This window comes from Mycoplana azooxidifex (assembly GCF_014196765.1).
GTDB lineage: Bacteria > Pseudomonadota > Alphaproteobacteria > Rhizobiales > Rhizobiaceae > Mycoplana > Mycoplana azooxidifex.
In genome coordinates this window covers 390819-410621 of sequence record NZ_JACIEE010000004.1, presented here as the reverse complement: position 1 = coordinate 410621, position 19803 = coordinate 390819, and the positions used below count along the sequence as shown (strand labels likewise).

Below are 19803 nucleotides of genomic sequence, written 5' to 3'. Positions count from 1 at the left end.
GGTGACGAATGAGTAATAGGCGCGGCGATTGCTGTAGCGAGCGGGGCGCCCAAGCGCAAGCCTCGAGCCGGCGGACGCTCCGACGGCTGCGAGAACATTTTGCGCCCTTGCGCAACCGGCGCACATCACTGGCCGCGCTTGGCGCCGCCGGGATGAACGAGCCGTCGCATCTGTACCATGGCCATCGGCGTCGACAGGCTCGAGGCGTCCTGCTCCAGCGTCAGTTCGTCGGCGCCACGCTTGGCGCTGCGCGCCACGATTTCGAAGACGCTTGCGGTGGTGAGATGCAGCGCCCGCTCCTCGGAATGTCCTTCGAGGATGCGCGACAGGAACAGGGCCGCCATCAGGTCGCCGGTGCCGTGCGGTGGTTCGGGCACCTGCCGGTGTTCGGCGAGAAGGGCCGTCCGGCCGGAGAGATAGAGATTGCCGATGCTGCCCGACATCATCGGGTAGGCCGACGTCACCAGCATGCGCGATGGCCCGAGCGACAGGGCCGCGTCCATGATCGCGGCATTGCTTTCGAGCGGCGCTCCCACAAGCCAGGCCAGCTCGAAGCGGTTCGGGGTGGCGATCGATGCGATCGGCAGAAGCTCGTCGCGGATCGCCTCGGCTGTGGCAGCGGGGACGTAGAGGCCGCCTTCGTCGCCGCAGATCGGATCGCACAGATAGAGGAGGTCGGGATTTTCCGCCTTCAGGGTCCGCACCAGCCGGGCGACCGACGTCGCCTGGGCGGGATCGCCGATATAACCGGACAGGACACCCCGGATCTCGCCGCGCCAGGGTGAGGCCAGAAGATCGTCGACGATCGCGTCGAACTCGGAAGGCGCCATCGCCACACGCGTCGACCTTCCATGGCCCGGATGCCAGGACAGGATGACGGTCGGCAGCGCCCAGACCGGGTGGCCGAGGGTCTCGAGCGCGAAGACCGCGGCGCGGTTGCCGACCGTGCCGCGCACGACATGGCTCGATATGACCAGGATTGCGCCCTTTTCGCTCTCGTTCATCCGACCGTTCCTCGCCTTCATTATGCCGCCAGATCCAATGAACCATGGGCCGGTGCTCTGCAAGACATTGTTGCGGCGGCGCGCCTACCGGTGTGACTGCGCGCGATCCTGCCCAGACGGGATGCCGTGGCGCGATCGGCGCCCGCGCTTTCGACTGATTTTGCTCTGGAATCCTGGAAAAATCGCGCGTGCCGGGGTGGTATTGTCGGGATTTCGGGGATTTTCTGCCAAAATCGATTGAAATCCGGCCTCCTCCTATAAAACGGTCGCGAACCGCCTTTCTTCTGCTAGGGTCCAGCAAAAATCTCGGGGAGTGATTCATGGCGTCACGCATCAACACCAGGCGCGAGAAGCAGATCGAGGCGGTCACGGCCGCCGTGTCGAAACTGGGAGAGAAGGCGATCGATCCTTCGACCCTGTTCGGGCGAGCGAGCAACGATGACCTGGAAGGCTATAGCGCCGATATGCTGGCCGCCACTGCGGCCCATGCCTATCGCGAGATCAGCGCCTGGGACGGCGGCGAGCCGCGGGTCACCGTGGCGACGGTCGAGGCGATCGCCCCCCAGGGCAAGCCGGTCTCGATCCTCTCGGTTACCGATCGCAACCAGCCCTTCCTCTACGACTCGGTGATGGGCGAGGTCACGAGCACGCATCGCGACATCCACCTGGCCATACATCCGATCCTCGTGATCGAGCCGGACAAGCAGCCGAGGCTGTTTTCGCCGGAGGAGGCGAGCGACCCGCGCCATCGGGTCAGCCATATCGAGATCCACCTGTCCGAACTCGCCGCCTCCGAAGCCGAAAGCCTGATCGAGCGCATACGGCTGGTGCTGGCCCAGGTCCACATGGCCGTCGGCGACTGGAAGCCGATGATGGAGACCCTGGCGGTGGCGGTCTCGGAGATGGCGGTGTCCGGTCCGGCCCGGCGCCAGGCGGAGAAGGACGAAGCCGTCGCCTTCCTGGAATGGTTGCGCGACAACAACTTCACCTTCCTCGGCATGCGCGAATACACCTACAGCCGCGACGGCGACAGCGCCTCGGTCGAGCGCAGCAGCGGTCCGGGACTCGGCATCCTTGCCGATCCCGACGTCCGCGTGCTGCGGCTCGGCAAGGACGCGGTGACGACGACGCCGGAGATCCTGGCTTTCCTCGAAGGGCCGGACTTCCTGATCGTGACGAAGGCGAACGCCCGCTCGGTCGTCCACCGCCGCGCCTACATGGACTATATCGGGGTCAAGCGCTTCGACGGCAACGGCAAGGTCGTGGGCGAACTGCGGATCGTCGGGCTGTTCACGTCGACCGCCTATACGCATGCGGCCTCGGAGATCCCGCTGCTTCGCTCGAAGGTTCAGGCCATCGTCGATCATTTCGGCTACGACCCGCACAGCCATTCCGGCAAGATGCTGATCAACACGCTGGAATCCTATCCGCGCGACGACCTCTTTCAGATCGACACGGGGGTGCTTGCGAGCTTCTGCGAGCAGATCAACGAGCTTGCGGACCGGCCGCGGATCCGCGTGCTGCCGCGCATCGACCACTTCGACCGCTTCGTCTCCGTGATCGTCTACGTGCCGCGCGAGCAGTATGATTCCGACGTGCGCGAGAAGATCGGCAGCTACCTGAAGACCGTCTACGAGGGGCGCGTATCGGCCTACTACCCGGCCTTCCCCGAGGGCGGGCTGGCGCGCGTGCACTTCATCATCGGCCGTTCCGGCGGCAAGACGCCGCGCGTCCCGCAGAAGAAGCTCGAGCTGTCGATCCGGGATATCGCCACCCGCTGGACCGACCGCTTCGAGGCGCTTTCAGGCCCCGATTCCGCCAAGCTGATCACGCCCCAGGCCTATCAGGAGGCGTTCTCCCCGGCCGAGGCCCATGCGGACCTGCGCTTCTTCGAGGCGGCGACGGAAACAGACCCGATCCAGATCGCCTTCTACCGGAAGCCGGGCAACACCGACGCGAAGATGCTGGAGTTGAAGATCTTCCATGCCGGCGATGCCGTGTCGCTCTCCCGGCGCGTACCGCTCCTGGAAAACCTCGGCTTCAACGTCGTCAGCGAGCAGACCCACGACATCACGGTCACGGACCTCGACGGCGCAAGCCGCCTGGTCGTGCTGCACGACATGGAGCTTCGCCACCGCGACGGGCTGGACATCGACCTCGCGAAGCTTTCCGGCGTGCTGACCGATGCCTTCCTGTCGACCTGGCGTGGGTTGACGGACGACGACACCTTCAACCGGCTGATCATGACCGCCGGGGTCGACGTCCGCGAAATCATGGTGCTGCGCGCCTATGCGCGCTACCTGCGCCAGACCGGGATCGCCTATTCGCAGGGCTACATCGCCGATACGCTGAACAAGTACCCGGCGATCGCGGCGGACCTGTTCCGCCTGTTCGCCGCAAGGCTCGATCCGAAGCTTGCCGAACGCAAGCGCGTCAAGCGCGGCGAGGAACTCGCCGTGCGGATCGAAGACGAGCTCGCAACCGTGCCGAGCCTCGACGAGGACCGGATCCTGCGCCGCTACGTCAATGCGATCCAGTCGACGCTCAGGACCAACTACTTCCAGCGCGACGCCTCCGGTGAGCCGCTTGCGACGCTCGCCTTCAAGTTCGATCCACAGGCGCTGGAAGGGCTGCCGGTTCCGCGGCCGTTCCGCGAGATCTTCGTCTACGGCGCCGAGGTCGAGGGCGTGCACCTGCGCTTCGGCCGCGTTGCCCGCGGCGGCCTGCGCTGGTCGGACCGCGCGCAGGACTACCGCACCGAGGTGCTCGGCCTCGTCAAGGCCCAGCAGGTGAAGAACGCGGTGATCGTGCCGGTCGGCGCCAAGGGCGGCTTCTATCCGAAGCAGCTTCCGGCAGGTGGCAGCCGCGACGCCGTCTTCAACGCCGGCAAGGAGGCCTACAAGACCTTCATCCGCACGCTGCTTTCGGTGACGGACAACATCGAGGGCCAGGCGGTGGTGCCGCCGGCCGACACCGTGCGGCTCGACGGCGACGATCCCTACTTTGTCGTTGCCGCCGACAAGGGCACGGCGACCTTCTCCGACACCGCCAACGCGCTGGCGCAGGAAGCCGGCTTCTGGCTCGACGACGCGTTTGCTTCCGGTGGTTCGGCGGGCTACGACCATAAGAAGATGGGCATCACCGCCCGCGGCGCCTGGGAGGCGGTGAAGCGGCATTTCCGCGAGATGGACATCGACATCCAGAAGACACCGTTCTCCGTCGTCGGCGTCGGCGACATGTCGGGTGACGTCTTCGGAAACGGCATGCTGCTGTCGCGCAAGACCCGGCTGATCGCCGCCTTCGACCACCGCGACATCTTCATCGACCCGAACCCGGATACCGAACTCTCCTTTGCCGAGCGCAAGCGCATGTTCGCCCTGCCGCGCTCCAGCTGGCAGGACTTCGACCGCGCCGCCCTGTCCAAGGGCGCGATGATCATTTCGCGCAACGAGAAGTCGGTCACGCTGACTGCCGAAGCCATGGCCGCGATCGGCATCGACCGGCAGAAGGCGACGCCGTTCGAGATCATGACCGCGATCCTGAAGGCGCCGGTGGACCTGCTCGGGTTCGGCGGCATCGGCACCTATGTGCGCTCGGCCGGCGAGACGGATGCGGAGGTAGGCGACCGCGCCAACGACGCGATCCGCGTCACCGCCGACGAGGTGCGGGCCAAGGTGATCGGCGAGGGCGCCAACCTCGGCGTCACCCAGCGCGGCCGCATTTCCTTCGGGCTCAAGGGCGGGCGCTGCAATTCGGACGCGATCGACAACTCGGCCGGCGTCAATACTTCCGACGTCGAGGTGAACATCAAGATCGCGCTCGCCTCGGCCATGCGCGACGACCGGTTGACGCGGGAGAAGCGCAACAAGCTGCTCTCTTCCATGACCGACGAGGTCGCACAGCTGGTGCTGCGCAACAACTACCTGCAGCCGCTGGCGATCTCGCTCTGCGAGCGTCAGGGGCAGGGAAACCGGACCGGCCTTTCCCGGCTGATGAGCCGGCTGGTTGCGGCGGGCCAACTCAATCGCCAGGTCGAGGTACTGCCGAGCGAACAGGCGATGGACGAGCGCTACCGGGCCGGCATGCCGCTGACGCGGGCCGAGATCGGCGTCCTGCTATCCTACTCGAAGATCGTATTGTTCGACGAGATCCTTGACAGCGAGCTGCCGGACGATCCCTACTTCGAACCGACGCTGATCGGCTATTTCCCCGCAAAGATGCAGCGGACCTATGCCGACGACATCAGGACGCACCGGCTGCGCCGCGAGATCATCGCGACCATCCTCGCAAACGGCGTGATCAATCGCGGCGGGCCGGCCTTCGTGAGCCAGCTCACGGACGGCTCGGGCTATACCAGCGCAGACGTGGTGAAGGCGGCGATGCTGGCCTTCGAGGGCTACGAGCTGTTCCCGCTCTATGCCGCGACTGACGCGCTCGACAACCAGATGAGCGGTTCGGCCCAGAACGAGGTCTACGAGAGCCTCGGCCGGGTGTTCTCGAACGCGACGTCGCTACTTTTGACCACCGGGGCGATCGACGCGCCGATGGATGCGGCGGTCCACAAGCTGAAGCAGGCGCTGAAACAACTCCGCCCGCACCTGTCGACGCTGCTGCCGGATGCGGCGCGCGAGGAATTGCGCCGCAAGGCGCTCTATTTCGAGGACAAGGGCGTTCCCGAACACCTGGCCCGGGAAATCACTGACCTGCGCGCTATGAGCTTCGTCCCCGAGATCATGCTGATCTCGACCGAGACCGGCGACAACCTGATCCGCACCGCGCAGACCTATGCCGGCGTCAGCGACATGCTCAACATCGGCACCCTGCTCGGGGCGGCCGGGCGGGTGCCGACGACGGACCTCTACGAATCGCTGGCGCTGTCGCGCAACCTTTCCGACATTTCCAATGCGAGACGGGCGCTGACGGTCGCCGTCCTCAACCGGCACAAGGGCGAGAAGAACCCGCTCGCCTCCTGGCAGGCGGCCGATGCCGAGAAGCTCGGGATGGTCACCGGCCGGCTGAGCGCGCTGTCGGAGGCAGGAGAAGCGACGCTTGCGAAGATCTCCGTCGCCGCCGGGGTCGTCAGCGACCTTGCGCACGGCAGGACGAGGTGACACAGTCCGGCCGGGCGCGGCCCTTGTCGCGCCCGGCTTCACGCTCCGAACCGCCTGATCCCGCTCGGCATCCGGCTAACCATCGGGCGGATGGATAACCTTTTCCGTGCGTCCCCCGGGATCGCGCGGTCCGCGGGGATTGGTCCGGCCTTGAAAAGGCGGAAGCTTGAAGGCAGGCGGCGCTTCGGGCGGAGGGACGATGACGACAGGGCAAGCCGAGGCCGGGCATCCGGCGGGACGGTCCGGAATCCTGGGATGGATGCTCTTCGACTGGGCGGCGCAGCCGTTCTTCACGGTCATCACCACCTTCATCTTCGGCCCCTATCTCGTCTCGCGCATGGCGGCCGATCCGGTGACCGGCCAGGCGGCCTGGAGCTATACGCTGACGATCTCCGGCATCATCATCGCGCTGCTGTCGCCGGTGCTCGGTTCCATCGCGGATGCTTCGGGCCGGCGCAAGCCCTGGATCGGAGCCTTCGCGGTCGTCCAGATCGTCTCGGTCTGGACGCTCTGGTATGCGGTGCCGGGCACGAGCCTGCTGCTGCCGCTGACGATGATGGTGCTGGCCACGGTCGCGGCCGAGTTCTCCATCGTCTTCAATGATTCGATGATGCCCTCGCTGGTGCCGCCCAAGGACGCGGGGCGGGTGTCCAACCTCGCCTGGGGGCTCGGCTATCTCGGCGGGATGATGGTGCTGATCGCCATCGTCCTGTTCTTCGCCGCAAGCCCCGATACCGGTCTGACGGCGCTCGGGATCGCGCCGCTGTTCGGGCTGGATGCGGCAGCCGGCGAGGATGCGCGCGTGACCGGACCGATATCGGCCGTGTGGTATCTCGTCTTCATCCTGCCGATGTTTCTGCTCACGCCCGACCGCGGCAAGGGCCTTCCCATCGGGCAGGCGGTCCGTTCCGGCCTTTCGTCCATTGGCGATACGCTCGGCGAGCTCAAGGTGCGACGCGGCATCCTGCGGTTCCTCGTGGCGCGGATGGTCTACCAGGACGGGGTCAACGGCCTGCTGGCGCTCGGCGGCACCTTTGCCGCCGGCATGTTCGCCTGGCAGACGATGGAACTCGGCATCTACGGCATCATCCTCAACGTCGTGGCGATCGGCGGCTGCTTCTGGGCAAGCCGGCTCGACAGCCGCCTCGGCTCCAAGAGCGTCGTGGTCGCAAGCCTCGCCTGCCTGATCGTCGCCACGCTCGGGATCGTCTCGACGGCGCCCGGACATACGCTGTTCGGCCTGCTGCCGCTGTCGAGGGAGGATTCCGGCGGCCTGTTCGGCACGGCGGCGGAGAAGGCCTACATCGTCTATGGCCTGCTCGTCGGCATCGCCTTCGGCCCGGTGCAGGCGTCTGCCCGTTCCTATCTCGCCCGAAGCGTGGCGCCGGAAGAGGCGGGCCGCTATTTCGGCCTCTATGCGCTGACCGGCCGGGCGACCTCGTTCGCCGCGCCGCTTTCCGTCGGGATCGTCACGAGCTTCACCGGATCGGCGGCGCTCGGCATGGGCGCGCTGGTGGTGTTCCTCGTCGTCGGCCTCGTCCTCCTGCTGCCGACGCCCTATCCGGCGGACAGACCGGGGAAATCCGCCAAAGTCGCGCCCGTTCCATTCGGCCGTTGACATCGGCCGATATTGTCGTCAGTTTCCCAACTATTCCGAGGGGGGCATCGTAACGGTGCTGAGATGGCGGTGAGCCGGACCCTTGAACCTGATCCGGGTCATACCGGCGTAGGAACGGAAAACGCCCGCAAGGTGCCTCTTTCTCTTCTCCGCTCACCTGGATCTCCGTGAAATCGTTCGGGAGATCGACCATGACGCTTGCTAACCATCCGGCCGCCGACAGGCCACTGCACCTGCCACAAGACGGACGCGCCGCCGGCGTCTGACAGGACCATGCGCGCCCTTCACGCGGGGCTGGCCACGGTCACCCTTGCCGCCCTCTGGCAGGCATCGGTCTGGCTTTTCGCTCCCCCACCCTATCTCCTGCCCTCGCCTGCGGCCGTGGTCTCCGCCTTCGCGGAGCGTCCCGGCTTCTTTGCCGGCCACAGCCTGGTAACGATGACGGAGATCCTGGCCGGGCTCCTGACGGGCACCCTCTTCGGCACGGCCACGGCCTTCGGCATTGCGGCGCTGCCGCGCTTCGGCCAGCTCGTCTGGCCGATGGTGCTGATCCTGCAGGCGTTTCCCGTCTTCGTGCTGGCGCCGATCCTCGTCCTCTGGCTCGGCTTCGGCATGGCCTCGAAGGTGGCGATGACGACGATCATCATCTTCTTTCCCGTCGCATCCGCCTTTGCCGACGGATTGCGGCGGACCGACCGCACCATCCTCGACGCCGTGTCGCTGACACCTGCGACGCATTGGCAGGCGCTTCTCGCCGTCCGGGTGCCGCTGGCGCTGCCGGGGCTCATCTCCGGCCTGCGGGTGGCCGCCCCGCTGGCGCCGCTCGGCGCCGTCGTCGGCGAGTGGGTGGGGGCCTCGGCCGGGCTCGGCTTTGTCATGGTGCAGGCGAACGCCCGCATGCAGACCGCGACCGTCTTCGCCGCCATGGCGGTTCTCGCCGCACTGACCGTGCTGCTGCGGCTCGCCGTCGACCGCCTCACCGCCGGCCTCACGCCCTGGGCCGAAGAAACAGAAACCCCGTCCTTCAATCCCTTGCGCAGGAGACCTCGCAAACCATGATCCGCACCCTTTCCTTCCTCTTGACGCTGGCGCTCGCCGGCGTCGCAGCCGGCCCCGTATCCGCCGCCGACAAGCTGACGATCCTGCTCGAATGGTTCGTCAATCCCGACCATGCACCGATGGTGATCGCCCGGGAACGCGGCCTCTTCGCCGAGGCCGGGCTGGAGGTCGAGCTCGTGCCGCCGGCCGACCCCTCCGCCGTGCCGCGGCTGGTCTCGGCGAAGCAGGCCGACATCGGCGTGCACTACCAGCCGAACCTGTATCTCGACCATGCCGCCGGCCTGCCGCTCGTCCGCTTCGGTACGCTGGTGGAAACGCCGCTGAACACGGTCACCGTGCTGGCAGATGGTCCGATCAAGAGCCTGAAGGACCTCAAGGGAAAGCGGATCGGTTTCTCCGTCTCCGGCTTCGAGGATGCGATGCTTGGGCGCATGCTCGCCTCCGAAGGCCTTTCCAAGAGCGACGTCGAACTGATCAACGTCAACTTCTCGCTGTCGCCCTCGCTGATCGGCGGAAAGGTGGATGCCACCCTCGGCGGGTTTCGCAATTTCGAGCTTACGCAAATGCGGCTAGCGGGCCACGAGGGCCGTGCCTTTTTTCCCGAGGAGCACGGCGTGCCGGTCTATGACGAGCTGGTCTTCGTGACCCACAGCGATCTCGTCGCCGACGACCGCCTCCCGCGCTTCCTCGCCGCCGTGGAGACGGCGGCCGTGTTCATCACCAACCATCCGGACGAGGCCTGGCAGCTCTTCGTCAAGACCTATCCCGACCTCGACGACGCCCTGAACCGGCAGGCCTTCACGGACACGCTGCCGCGTTTTGCCAAGCGACCGGCAGCGCTCGACCGCGCGCGCTACGAGCGGTTCGGCGCGTTCATGAAGGAGAGCGGCCTGATCGAGGCAGCGCCGGCCGTCGACGCTGTTGCCGTCGAGGTCCGGTGAGCGCGATGGGTACCTATCCCACACCGCAAACGGCGGCCCTTGTTCTCGCGCGCGTGCGAGAGCGAAGGCCGCGGGTTCACTGCCTGATGAACACGGTGGTGCAGAAGTTCACCGCCGACGGCATCACCGTCGTCGGCGGCATACCGTCGATGACCTCGTCGCCGGAGGAGATCGCCGACTTCGCCGCAAGGGCGGACGTGCTGACGGTCAACCTCGGCACGCTCGACGCGGAGCGCCGGCGGGTGATCCTGCGCGCCGTCGAGGTCGTCAATGCGGCCGGCAAGCCGTGGATCCTCGATCCCGTCCATTGCGACTACTCGCCTTCGCGTCTGGCCTTCGCGCAGGAGCTGATCGCGCTCGGGCCGACGATCGTGCGCGGCAATGCCGCCGAGATGGCCCTCATCGGCAGCACCGGGCCGGGCCTGCGCATCCAGACCGGCGAGGTCGACCGGATCGGCAGCGGCGGCGAAGGGGTCCGTGTCGCCAACGGTCACCGCTGGATGGCCGAGGTGACGGGGACCGGATGCCTGACCGGCGGCGTCATCGCCGCCTTCATGGCGGTGGAACCTGATGCCCTTGTAGCCGCGGCGAGCGCGCTTGCGGTCACCGGCGTCGCAGCCGAGCTCGCCGCCCCCCTCTCTCGCGGCCCCGGCAGTTTCGGCGTGGCCTTTCTCGACGCGCTGTCGGCGATCGGCGAACGGGAACTGCTTACCCATGCAAGGATTCATTATGACCAGGATTGACTATCGGCTGAACGCGCTGGTGGATGCCGGGCTTGCCGACGTCGGCCCGCTTGCCGCGCTCGCGCAGGCGGCCGCCCGCAACGGCGCGACGCTGATCCAGTATCGCGACAAGACCGCCTCGACCGCAGAGATGATCATGCAGGCGAAGGCGATCGGCGCGGCGCTGACGGGCACCGGCGTGCCGTTCGTCGTCAACGACCGCGTGGACGTGGCGCTGGCAGCCGGGGCCGACGGCGTGCATCTGGGAGCCGACGACATGGATGCGCAGACCGCGCGCCGGCTGCTGGGGCCGCAGGCGATCATCGGGCTGACGGTGAAGAACGCGGCCGATGCGGAGCGCGCCGGCCGGGCGCCAGTCGACTATGCCTGCATCGGCGGCGTGTTCGAGACGCTGTCGAAGACAAACCCCGACCAGCCGGTCGGGATCGGCGGGCTGAAGCTGCTGCGCGAGCAATTGCGCGGCCTCAACTCGGCGCTGCCGGTCGGCGCCATCGCCGGCATCGATCTCTCCCGGATACCCTCCGTCATCGCCGCCGGCGCCGATGGCGTGGCCGCGATCTCTGCGATCTTCCGCAGCCGCGACATAGCACGGGCGACGGCGGCATTCCGGGCAGCCGTCGACGCGGCGCTCGAAGGGAGGGTCGCATGACCGCCATCGCACTCACCATCGCCGGGTCCGACAGCGGCGGCGGCGCCGGCATCCAGGCGGACATCAAGACGTTCTCGGCGCTCGGCGTCTATGGCGCGAGCGTGCTGACCGCGGTCACCGCGCAGAACACGAAGGGGGTTGCGGCGGTGGAGGATATCTCGCAGCCGATGGTGGCGGCGCAGATGGAGGCGGTGCTGACCGACCTCTCCGTGAATGCCGTGAAGATCGGTATGGTCTCGCGGACCGAAACGATCGCGACGATCGCGGACGGCCTGCGGCGGTTCGGCCTGCGCCCCGTGCTCGACCCCGTCATGGTGGCGACCTCCGGCGACCAGCTGCTGCGGGAGGAGGCGATCACAGCGCTGACCGAGGAACTCGTGCCGCTGTCGCTGATCGTGACGCCGAACCTGCCCGAAGCGGCGCTGCTGACCGGTACGCCGGTCGCCACCGACTGGGCCGCGATGACCCGGCAGGCCGAGGCGATCATGAAGGCCGGCGCGGGCGCTGTGCTCGTCAAGGGCGGCCATGGCGACGGCGCCGAGAGCGCCGACCTCTACTTCGACGGCAACGAGGTGCGCCGCCTGTCGGCCCCCCGGATCGAGACGCGGCACGACCACGGCACGGGCTGCACGCTGGCGGCGGCGATCACCGCCAACCTCGCCAGGGGACACGACCTCTTCGCGGCGGCCGCCATGGCCAGGGCCTACTTGCAGCAGGCGCTGGCGGCCGGGCGCGACCTGGCCGTCGGGGGCGGTCGGGGGCCGGTGCACCACTTCCACCGCTGGTGGCCGGCTTGAGCAGGCGACTGCTCGCATCGATGGAGGCTGTGCTCGGCCAGTTGTGCGCGCTTATCCTTGCCGCGCTCCTTGCCATCGTGCTGGCCTCCGTCGTCCTGCGATACGTCTTTCATACCGGCGTCGTCGGCGTGGAGGAGCTGTGCATATGGCTGCACGTGGCGCTGATCGCGCTGGGCATGCCGCTGGCCCTGAACGGCGCGCTGGCGATGCGGATGGATCTGTTCTCGCGCAGCCTGCCGGCGCGCTGGCGGCAGGCCGGCGGCGACGTCTTCAGCGTCGTGGCGGCGCTGGTGCTGGTGTCCGGCAGTCACGAGATCATGGGCCTGCTCGGCGGCATCTCGCCGATGCTGGGGCTGCCGGAATGGGTGCGGTTCGGCTTTCTCGGCGGCGGCGGCCTGCTGCTGCTCGTAGCACTTCTGCTGCAGCGGATGGCGGAGGGCCGGCTGGTGCCCGCGCTTTCGTCCCTTGGCGTCGGGGCAGCTGTCTACCTGGCGGTGCCGTATCTGGCGGTCGGGACCTCCCTGCCGTCGAGCCTGTTCCTCGCGCTCGTGGCCGGGCTCGGCCTCATGGCCGCCGCGCCGCTGCCGCATGCCTTTCTCGCCGCCGCCTATGTGGCGATCGCCTTCGGCGCGAGCCTGCCGGAGCCTGCGATCGTCTCCACTGCCGTCTCCGGCATGTCGCGGTTCCTGCTGCTGTCGATCCCGTTCTTCCTTCTCGCTGGTGGGCTGCTTACCGCTTCGGGAGCCGCCGGGCGCCTGGTCCGGCTGGCGAAGGCGCTGGTCGGCCACCGGCGCGCAGGCCTGGCGCAGACGACGCTGCTTTCGGGGGTGTTCTTCTCCGGGGCCTCCGGCTCGTCGGTCGCCAACGCCGCTTTCGGCGCGTCGACCTTCTATCCCGAACTCGTCCGCAACGGCTATCCGCCGCAGAAGGCGGGTGCGATCATCGCCGCGACCTCGGTGCTGGACAATGTCATCCCGCCATCGATCGCCTTCCTGCTGCTCGCGGCGGCGACCAGCCTGCCGGTCGGTCCGCTGCTTGTCGGCGGCGTCTTCGCCGGCGGGCTGATGGCGGCCTGCTTGGCCGTGGCCATCCACGTCTGCGTGGACGAGGGCAGTTCGAGCCTGCCGGCCTCCGGCGAGGTTCGCAGGTCGGCCGCAGCGGCCGCGCTGCCGGCGCTCGGCCTCGGCGTGATCGTCGTGGCTGGCATCCGCCTCGGCGTCGTCACCACGACGGAGGCTGCCGCGGTCGCCGCCTTCTATACGCTCGCCCTCGGGCTGACTGCGGGAACGAGGGCCGGAACGCTCTGGTCAACCTTCCGGCGTGCCGCGACGGAGGCTGCCGCGATCGGCCTGCTGATCGGCTCGGCCGGCCCGTTTGCCGCACTCCTGGCCATGGACGACATCGCCGGCGCGGTGGCGCAGGTCGTCTCGAGTTTCGGCGGTGGTGCGCTTGCGGTGCTGCTGCTGTCGAACGTGGTGCTGCTTCTCCTGGGGCTGGTGCTCGACATCGGCGCGGCGATCCTGCTTCTCGGCCCGATCCTGCTGCCCGCCGCCGTCTCGGCGGGCATCGACCCCATCCAGTTCGGCGTGATCGTGGTCGTCAACCTGATGATCCACGGGCTGACGCCGCCGCTCGGCATGCTCGTCTATGTGGTTGGCGGTGTCACCGGTGTGCCGGCGCCGGCGCTGTTCCGCGCCGTCCTGCCCTACCTCGCAGCCCTGCTCTTCTCCCTCATTCTTCTCAGCGCCTACGCGCTTCTTTCGTGATCGGAGCCCCCATGACCCAGATGACACGCCGCCTGTTCCTGCGCTCTTCAGCAACGGCCGCCGTGCTGGCTGCGCCGGCGCTCGTCCGCCCGGCGCAGGCGCGTGCGACGACGATCACCGTCGCCTCCCTGCTCGGCGAGGACAAGCCCGAGACGAAGATCTGGCGGCAGATCGCCGAGACGGTCGAGGCGCGGCTGCCGGGCCGGTTCCGCTTCAATGTCGTCGCGAACGGGGCGCTCGGCGGCGAGAAGGAGGTGGCGGAGGGGGCAAGGCTGGGTTCGGTACAGGCGAGCCTCGCCACCCTGTCGTCGCTGGCGGGCTGGGTGCCGGAAGCGCAGATCCTCGACCTGCCGTTCCTCTACCGGGATGCGAGCCATGTGCGCCGGGTCGTCGAGGGGCCGGTCGGCGAGGACCTGAAGCTGCGGCTGCAGGCACAGAACTTCGTCGTCGGCGGGTTCATAGACTATGGCGCCCGGCACCTTCTGACCAAGGAGCCGGTCACCGAGCCGGCGCAGATGCGGGGGATGAAGATGCGCATCATCCAGAGTCCGCTTCACACGACGCTGTGGAGCGCCTATGGCGCCATTCCCGTCGGCATCCCCATCACCGAGACCTACAACGCGCTTTCGACCGGCGTGGCCGACGCCATGGACCTGACGAAATCCGCCTACGCCGGCTTCAGGCTCTATGAGGTCGTACCGTACCTCTCCGAGACCGCGCATATCCGCGCCTCCGGGGTGGTCTATTTCGCGGCCGGCTTCTGGAACCAACTGACGGACGCGGAGAGGGAGGTCCTGCGGGAGGCTTCCGCCATGGGGGCCGACTATTTCAACCGGCTGATTGTCGAGGACGAGGCGGCGTCGGTCCGGCAGGCGGTCGCGGGCGGCGGCGAGATCGTCAAGGTCGATTCACGGGAGGCCTGGGAGCGCGGCGCCGAGATCGTGTGGCGTGATTTTGCGGACGTCGTCGGCGGATGGGACAGGATTACGACGGTGCAGAGGGCGTAGGCCGGCTCCGGCGGACTGAGGTGGCGCGATCGCATGGCGATGATGCGTCTTGCGCAGCCAATAGGCTTAGCCCCAAAAAGGCGGGCCGCGGGTAGGGCGTGATTACGCGGTCCGCGTACAGGGGCATGCGTGTAAAGGTCAGGGTTGCTGACTTTTTTGCCCGCCTTGCGTGTGATGGGGATTTGCTCCAGCCGCCCTTGCCGAAGGGGTCCTCAAACTATCAATTTAAATCCAAAGATTTAGCTCTAGTCCCTCCCCGCCGATCACCAAAAGCGTGTGCGAGGCCTGCCGTGACGCAGTGCAACCCTATGATCAGATGGTGGGGAAAACGCGCAATCGGTCCCATTCACCCGCATCATCCGGTGGAGATATGGACGCTACCGCGCGCTTAGCGACATGGCGTAGGGATCAATCTTCTTGCTGTCCACGAGCACCCCTTAGCTCATACTGAAGGTTGTATGCGGTGCGAAGACAATGCCTACCGTGCACTCCCCTTACGACTGTGAAGGCAGCCAATATCATCATAATTAGAAGCCCTTAACCGCTGGATTCTACTGGGGGACCGGCTGATACTCCGACACTTTCGACGGTCTAGGCTCGAGGGTATCGCGTGGTTGAAATTCATCGGACCGCCTTTTTCTTTGGTAACGGCACACTGCTCCTTCGCTGCGCGGAAGCCTTCCGCGACGCGGGGGGAAGGATCGCCGGCATCGTCTCCACCGATCCGCAGATCGCCGCCTGGGCGGAGGCCGAGGGCATTGCCCGCATGGCGTTCGAAGAGGCCGAGATCGGGCAGGAAGCGGACTACATCTTCAGCGTCGCCAACCTGACCGTGCTGTCGCCGGCGACGCTAGGCAAGGCGAAGCTGGCGGCCGTCAATTTCCACGACGGGCCGCTGCCGGCGCGGGCGGGATCGAACGTTCCTGCCTGGAGCGTCATCGAGGGCGCGGCCGAGCATGCGGTGACGTGGCACGAGATGACCGAGCGCGTGGATGCCGGGCGCGTGCTGAAGGAGCGGCGCTTCCCGATCGGGCCGAACGACACGGCCTTCAGCCTCAACGCGCGATGCTATGAGGCCGGATTCGAAAGCTTCTGCGAACTCCTGTCCGAACTCATGGAGGGCCGGTGCGAGCCGGCGGCGGCCACCGGCGACCGGGGCTGGTATGCGAAGGCGAAACGACCCGAGGCGCTCGGCACGCTCAATTTCGCCGCGCCGGCGGGCGTGCTCTGCCGCATGGTGCGCGGCCTGAACTTCGGCGGCTATGCGAACCCGCTCGCGCTCGCCAAGCTGTGGACGGGGACATCGCTCCTGACGGTCGGCCGGCTCGAGATCGTGGCAGGCGGTGCGGGAACCCCCGGAGCCGTTGTCGCGAGCGATGGCGAGTCCGTCACCATTATGGCGGCAGATTCGGGCGTACGGCTAAGCGGGCTCGCCGATCTCTTCGGCAGGCCGATCGATCCTGCCGCGGCCGGACTGGTGCCGGGCGTCGTGTTGCCATCGGTTAGGAACTACCGGGGGCCGGGATCGTCGGAGACGGGCAAGGTCGAGCCCGAATGGGAAGCCGAATTGCGGCGGGCCGTCCCGGCGCTGCCGCCCTATCCGCTGTCGCATACCGCCGGCAGCGGCACGGCATTGCTTGCCATCGATAAGGTGGATGCCGACACGCTTGCCGCGGCCTGGCTCGCCTGGATCGCGGGCATGACCGGGCAGGCGGAGGCGACGATCACCTATCTTGATCCGGAACCTTTGGCCCCCCGGGCCCCCTGGTTTTCGGACCGGCGTCCTGTCACGCTCGACATCGCCGCCGGCATGACCCCGCACGATGCGACGGAGGCGTTGCGCCTTGCGCGGCAGGCCGCCTTCGCGCGGGCGCCGATGGCGGCGGACCTGCCGCTGCGGCTCACCGATACGGAAACGCGGCAAAGGGTGCTGCAGGCGCTCAAGGTCGTGCTGGCGGGACGGGCGGAACAGGCACCGGAGGATGCCGCCATCGTGCTCTGCGCCGATCCGCCGTCGATCCGCATCGCAAGCGGGCATTTCGCGCCGGCGGTGCTCGCAGCGCTTGCCGCGGACTTCGCCGTATTTCTCGATGCGTTCGTTGCGCGGGCGGGCGCGCCGCTTGCGACCCTGCCGCTCGGCTGCGAGATGGCGGTGGCGCGAAACGATGCTCCGGGCACTGAGCCGCGCACGATCCATGCGATGATTGCCGACATGTGTCGCTTGATGCCGGATGCGCCGGCGCTGGAGGCGGGGACAACCCGGCTGAGCTTTCGCGAACTCGACGCAAGGGCGGCGCGGCTGGCGGGTGCGCTTGCCGAACACGGCGCCGCGCCCGGCGTCGTGGTCGGGCTATGCCTCGAGCGGTCGGCCGAGCTGGTCGTGGCGATGCTCGCCATCCTGAAGACGGGGGCCGCCTACCTGCCGCTCGATCCCTCCTATCCGGCCGAGCGCATCGGCTTCATGCTCGAAGACTCCGGGGCGCCGATCGTCGTGGCGAGCCGTTCGGCGGCCAGCCGGCTGGCGCTCGATCCCGGCATCGTCATCCTGCCCGACGCGGTCGGGTCCGCCGTCGAGGATGCGCGCGGCACACCGGGCGACCTCGCCTATCTCATCTATACGTCCGGCTCGACCGGGCGGCCGAAGGGCGTGATGATCGCCCACCGCAACGTCACCAACTTCTTCGCCGGCATGGACGCCACTGTGCCGTTTTCCCCCGGCGCGCGCCTTCTGGCGGTCACGTCCGTGTCCTTCGATATCTCGGTATTGGAGATCCTGTGGACGCTCGCCTGCGGCGCGACGCTGGTGCTGCAGACCGACGGGGCGGGCGAGGGCGCGCTTCCCGCGTTCTCCCTCTTCTACTTCGCCTCCGAGGCGGCCGGCAGCGGCCACCAGGCCTATCGGCTGCTCCTGGAGGGAGCCCGCTTCGCCGATGAGAACGGCTTCGAGGCGATCTGGACGCCGGAGCGGCATTTCCATGCCTTCGGGGGGCTCTATCCGAACCCGGCGATCAGTTCGGCAGCCCTTGCCGGGCTGACGAAGAACGTCAAGCTGCGCGCCGGATCGACCGTGATGCCGCTGCATCATCCGGTGCGTGCCGCCGAGGATTGGGCGCTGGTGGACAACCTCTCCAACGGTCGTGCGGGCCTGGCGCTGGCCTCGGGCTGGCAGCCCAACGACTTCCTGCTCCGGCCCGAGGCCTTCGGCGACCGGAAGGAGATCATGCTCGGTTCGGTCGAGACGATGCGGAAGCTCTGGCGGGGCGAGACGTTGGCGTTTCCGGGCCACGACGGCAAGCCGGTCGAGATCCAGATCCACCCCCGTCCGGTGCAGCGGGATATGCCGCTGTGGCTGACCGCGGCAGGCAACCCCGAGACCTTCGAGGCCGCCGGGCGGCTGGGCTGCGGCGTGCTCACCCATCTGCTCGGCCAGACGATGGCAGAGGTCGAAGACAAGATCCGCGCCTATCGCGTGGCACGGGCGGAGGCGGGCCATGCCGGCCCCGGCCATGTGGTGCTGATGCTGCACACCTTCGTCGGCGAGGACGAGGAGACGGTGCTGGCGGCCGCGCGCCAGCCGATGAAGAGCTACCTGAAGAGTGCGGTCGATCTCGTGCGCCGCGCCGCCTGGACCTTCCCGACGATCGTCGAGCGGGCCGGAAAGGCGGGCATGACGCCGCAGGAGGTGTTCGAGAAGGAGGCGCTTTCCGCTTCCGAACTCGACGCGCTGCTCGATCACGCCTTCGAGCGCTACTACCGGACGGCAGGCCTGTTCGGAACGCCGGAAACGGCCGGGGAGATCGTGCGCAACGTGGCGGCCATCGGCGTGGACGAGATCGCCTGCCTGATCGACTTCGGCGTCGATACCGAAACCGCGCTCGCCAACCTGCCGAACATCCGGCGGCTGATGGACAAGCTGCAGGCCGAGGGCGGGATCTCCCGCAAGGCCTCCGTTGCCGAAGACATCGTTGCCGGCGGCATCACGCACCTGCAGTGCACGCCGTCGATGGCGACCTACCTTGCCGGCGATCCGGCCGGGCGACAGGCGCTCGGACGTCTCGACTGCATGATGGTGGGGGGCGAAGCCTTCCCGCCCGATCTTGCCCGCAGCCTGCGGGCGGCGTTGCCGGGGACGCTTCTCAACATGTACGGCCCGACGGAGACGACGATCTGGTCCTCTGTCGCGCGGCTGGATGCCGTCGGCGACCGCGTGCCGCTCGGCGCGCCCATCGCCAACACGGACCTGAGCGTGCGCTCGCCCGCGGGGCTGCCGCTTCCGAACCTGATCGAGGGTGAGCTGTGGATCGGCGGCGCGGGGCTCGCCCGCGGCTACTGGGGCCGGCCGGAGCTTACGGCCGAACGCTTCGTGGATACGCCGGAGGGCCGCTACTACCGCACCGGAGACCTGGTCCGCCGCCATCCGGACGAAACGCTGGAATTCCTCGGCCGGATCGACGGACAGGTGAAAATCCGTGGCCACCGGATCGAACTCGGGGAGATCGAGGCGCTGCTCGCATCCGATGACAGCGTCCGACAGGCCGCCGTCAGGGCGGTGGAATACGGCCAGGGCGACGTGCGCCTCGTCGCCTATGTCACGGCAGGGAGAACGCGTCCCGCCGTTGCCGGATTGCGCACCCTTCTTGCGACGAAGCTGCCCGACTTCATGGTGCCGTCGCAGATCGTCGTTCTGGAGCGCATGCCGCTGACGCCGAACGGCAAGATCGACCGCAAGGCGCTGCCCGTGCCCCAGGGCCGCGCGGAGCGGAGCAGGATGACGGCGGCGGAGGGCGATATCGAGACCGGCATCGTCGAAATCTGGCGCGAGGCGCTGGGGCTCGACGAGGTGTCGGTCACGGAAAACTTCTTCGACCTCGGAGGACATTCGCTGCTGGTCGTTCAGGTCCAGCGGCGGATGAGGGAGAAGCTCGGGCGCGAGGTCGCCATCACCGATCTCTTCCGCTTCCCCACCATCCGCGCGATTGCCGCACACCTGGGAGGGCAGGCGACCGGGACGGCCAGCGCGGCCGATCGCGGCGCCGCACGTGCCGCCGCACGGCTTGCCCGCTTCGGCCGGTAGCTGAGGCGGCAGGCGCCGGCAGCCGGGCAAACCA

General features: G+C 67.9%; 11 protein-coding genes and 1 riboswitch. Of the genes, 10 read left to right on the top strand and 1 reads right to left on the bottom strand.

Features of this window, described 5'->3' with window-relative positions:
• Positions 1 to 125: 125 nt before the first annotated feature.
• Complete coding sequence (pdxY, locus tag GGQ64_RS11125; protein WP_183803735.1) at positions 126 to 1004, bottom strand: pyridoxal kinase PdxY; 879 nt, start codon at positions 1002 to 1004, stop codon at positions 126 to 128.
• A 320-nt stretch (positions 1005 to 1324) separates the two neighbouring features.
• On the opposite strand from pdxY, the gene GGQ64_RS11120 reads away from it, so the two are divergent.
• The 10 genes from GGQ64_RS11120 (at position 1325) to GGQ64_RS11075 (ending at position 19769) form a co-directional block, all read left to right on the top strand.
• Complete coding sequence (locus GGQ64_RS11120; RefSeq protein ID WP_183803731.1) at positions 1325 to 6115, top strand: NAD-glutamate dehydrogenase; 4791 nt, start codon at positions 1325 to 1327, stop codon at positions 6113 to 6115.
• A gap of 199 nt (positions 6116 to 6314) precedes the next feature.
• Positions 6315 to 7733: an MFS transporter gene (locus GGQ64_RS11115; protein ID WP_183803728.1), complete on the top strand. Its 1419-nt coding sequence runs from the start codon at positions 6315 to 6317 to the stop codon at positions 7731 to 7733.
• Between the two features lie 28 nt (positions 7734 to 7761).
• A riboswitch (TPP riboswitch) is annotated at positions 7762 to 7865 on the top strand.
• A 141-nt stretch (positions 7866 to 8006) separates the two neighbouring features.
• The gene (locus GGQ64_RS11110; protein WP_183803724.1) at positions 8007 to 8792 is read left to right on the top strand and encodes an ABC transporter permease; all 786 of its coding nucleotides are present in this window, start codon (positions 8007 to 8009) and stop codon (positions 8790 to 8792) included.
• The gene (locus tag GGQ64_RS11105) at positions 8789 to 9733 is read left to right on the top strand and encodes an ABC transporter substrate-binding protein (RefSeq protein WP_183803723.1); all 945 of its coding nucleotides are present in this window, start codon (positions 8789 to 8791) and stop codon (positions 9731 to 9733) included. Before GGQ64_RS11110 ends, GGQ64_RS11105 begins: the two co-directional genes overlap by 4 nt.
• A 5-nt stretch (positions 9734 to 9738) precedes the next feature.
• Positions 9739 to 10476, top strand: coding sequence for a hydroxyethylthiazole kinase (locus GGQ64_RS11100; protein WP_183803720.1), 738 nt, complete (start codon positions 9739 to 9741; stop codon positions 10474 to 10476).
• Positions 10463 to 11125: a thiamine phosphate synthase gene (gene thiE, locus GGQ64_RS11095; RefSeq protein ID WP_183803717.1), complete on the top strand. Its 663-nt coding sequence runs from the start codon at positions 10463 to 10465 to the stop codon at positions 11123 to 11125. The genes GGQ64_RS11100 and thiE overlap by 14 nt, the downstream gene beginning before the upstream one ends.
• Positions 11122 to 11922, top strand: a complete 801-nt coding sequence (gene thiD / locus GGQ64_RS11090; protein WP_183803714.1) for a bifunctional hydroxymethylpyrimidine kinase/phosphomethylpyrimidine kinase — start codon at positions 11122 to 11124, stop codon at positions 11920 to 11922. The genes thiE and thiD overlap by 4 nt, the downstream gene beginning before the upstream one ends.
• Before the next feature lie 20 nt (positions 11923 to 11942).
• Positions 11943 to 13688, top strand: a complete 1746-nt coding sequence (locus GGQ64_RS11085; RefSeq protein WP_183804261.1) for a TRAP transporter large permease subunit — start codon at positions 11943 to 11945, stop codon at positions 13686 to 13688.
• 11 nt (positions 13689 to 13699) lie between these two features.
• Positions 13700 to 14695 carry a TRAP transporter substrate-binding protein gene (locus GGQ64_RS11080; protein WP_183803710.1) on the top strand — a complete coding sequence of 332 codons (996 nt, stop codon included), beginning with the start codon at positions 13700 to 13702 and terminating at the stop codon, positions 14693 to 14695.
• Positions 14696 to 15305: 610 nt separating this feature from the next.
• Entirely contained in the window at positions 15306 to 19769 is a 4464-nt protein-coding gene (locus GGQ64_RS11075) for a MupA/Atu3671 family FMN-dependent luciferase-like monooxygenase (RefSeq protein WP_183803707.1), read from the top strand.
• Positions 19770 to 19803: the final 34 nt, after the last annotated feature.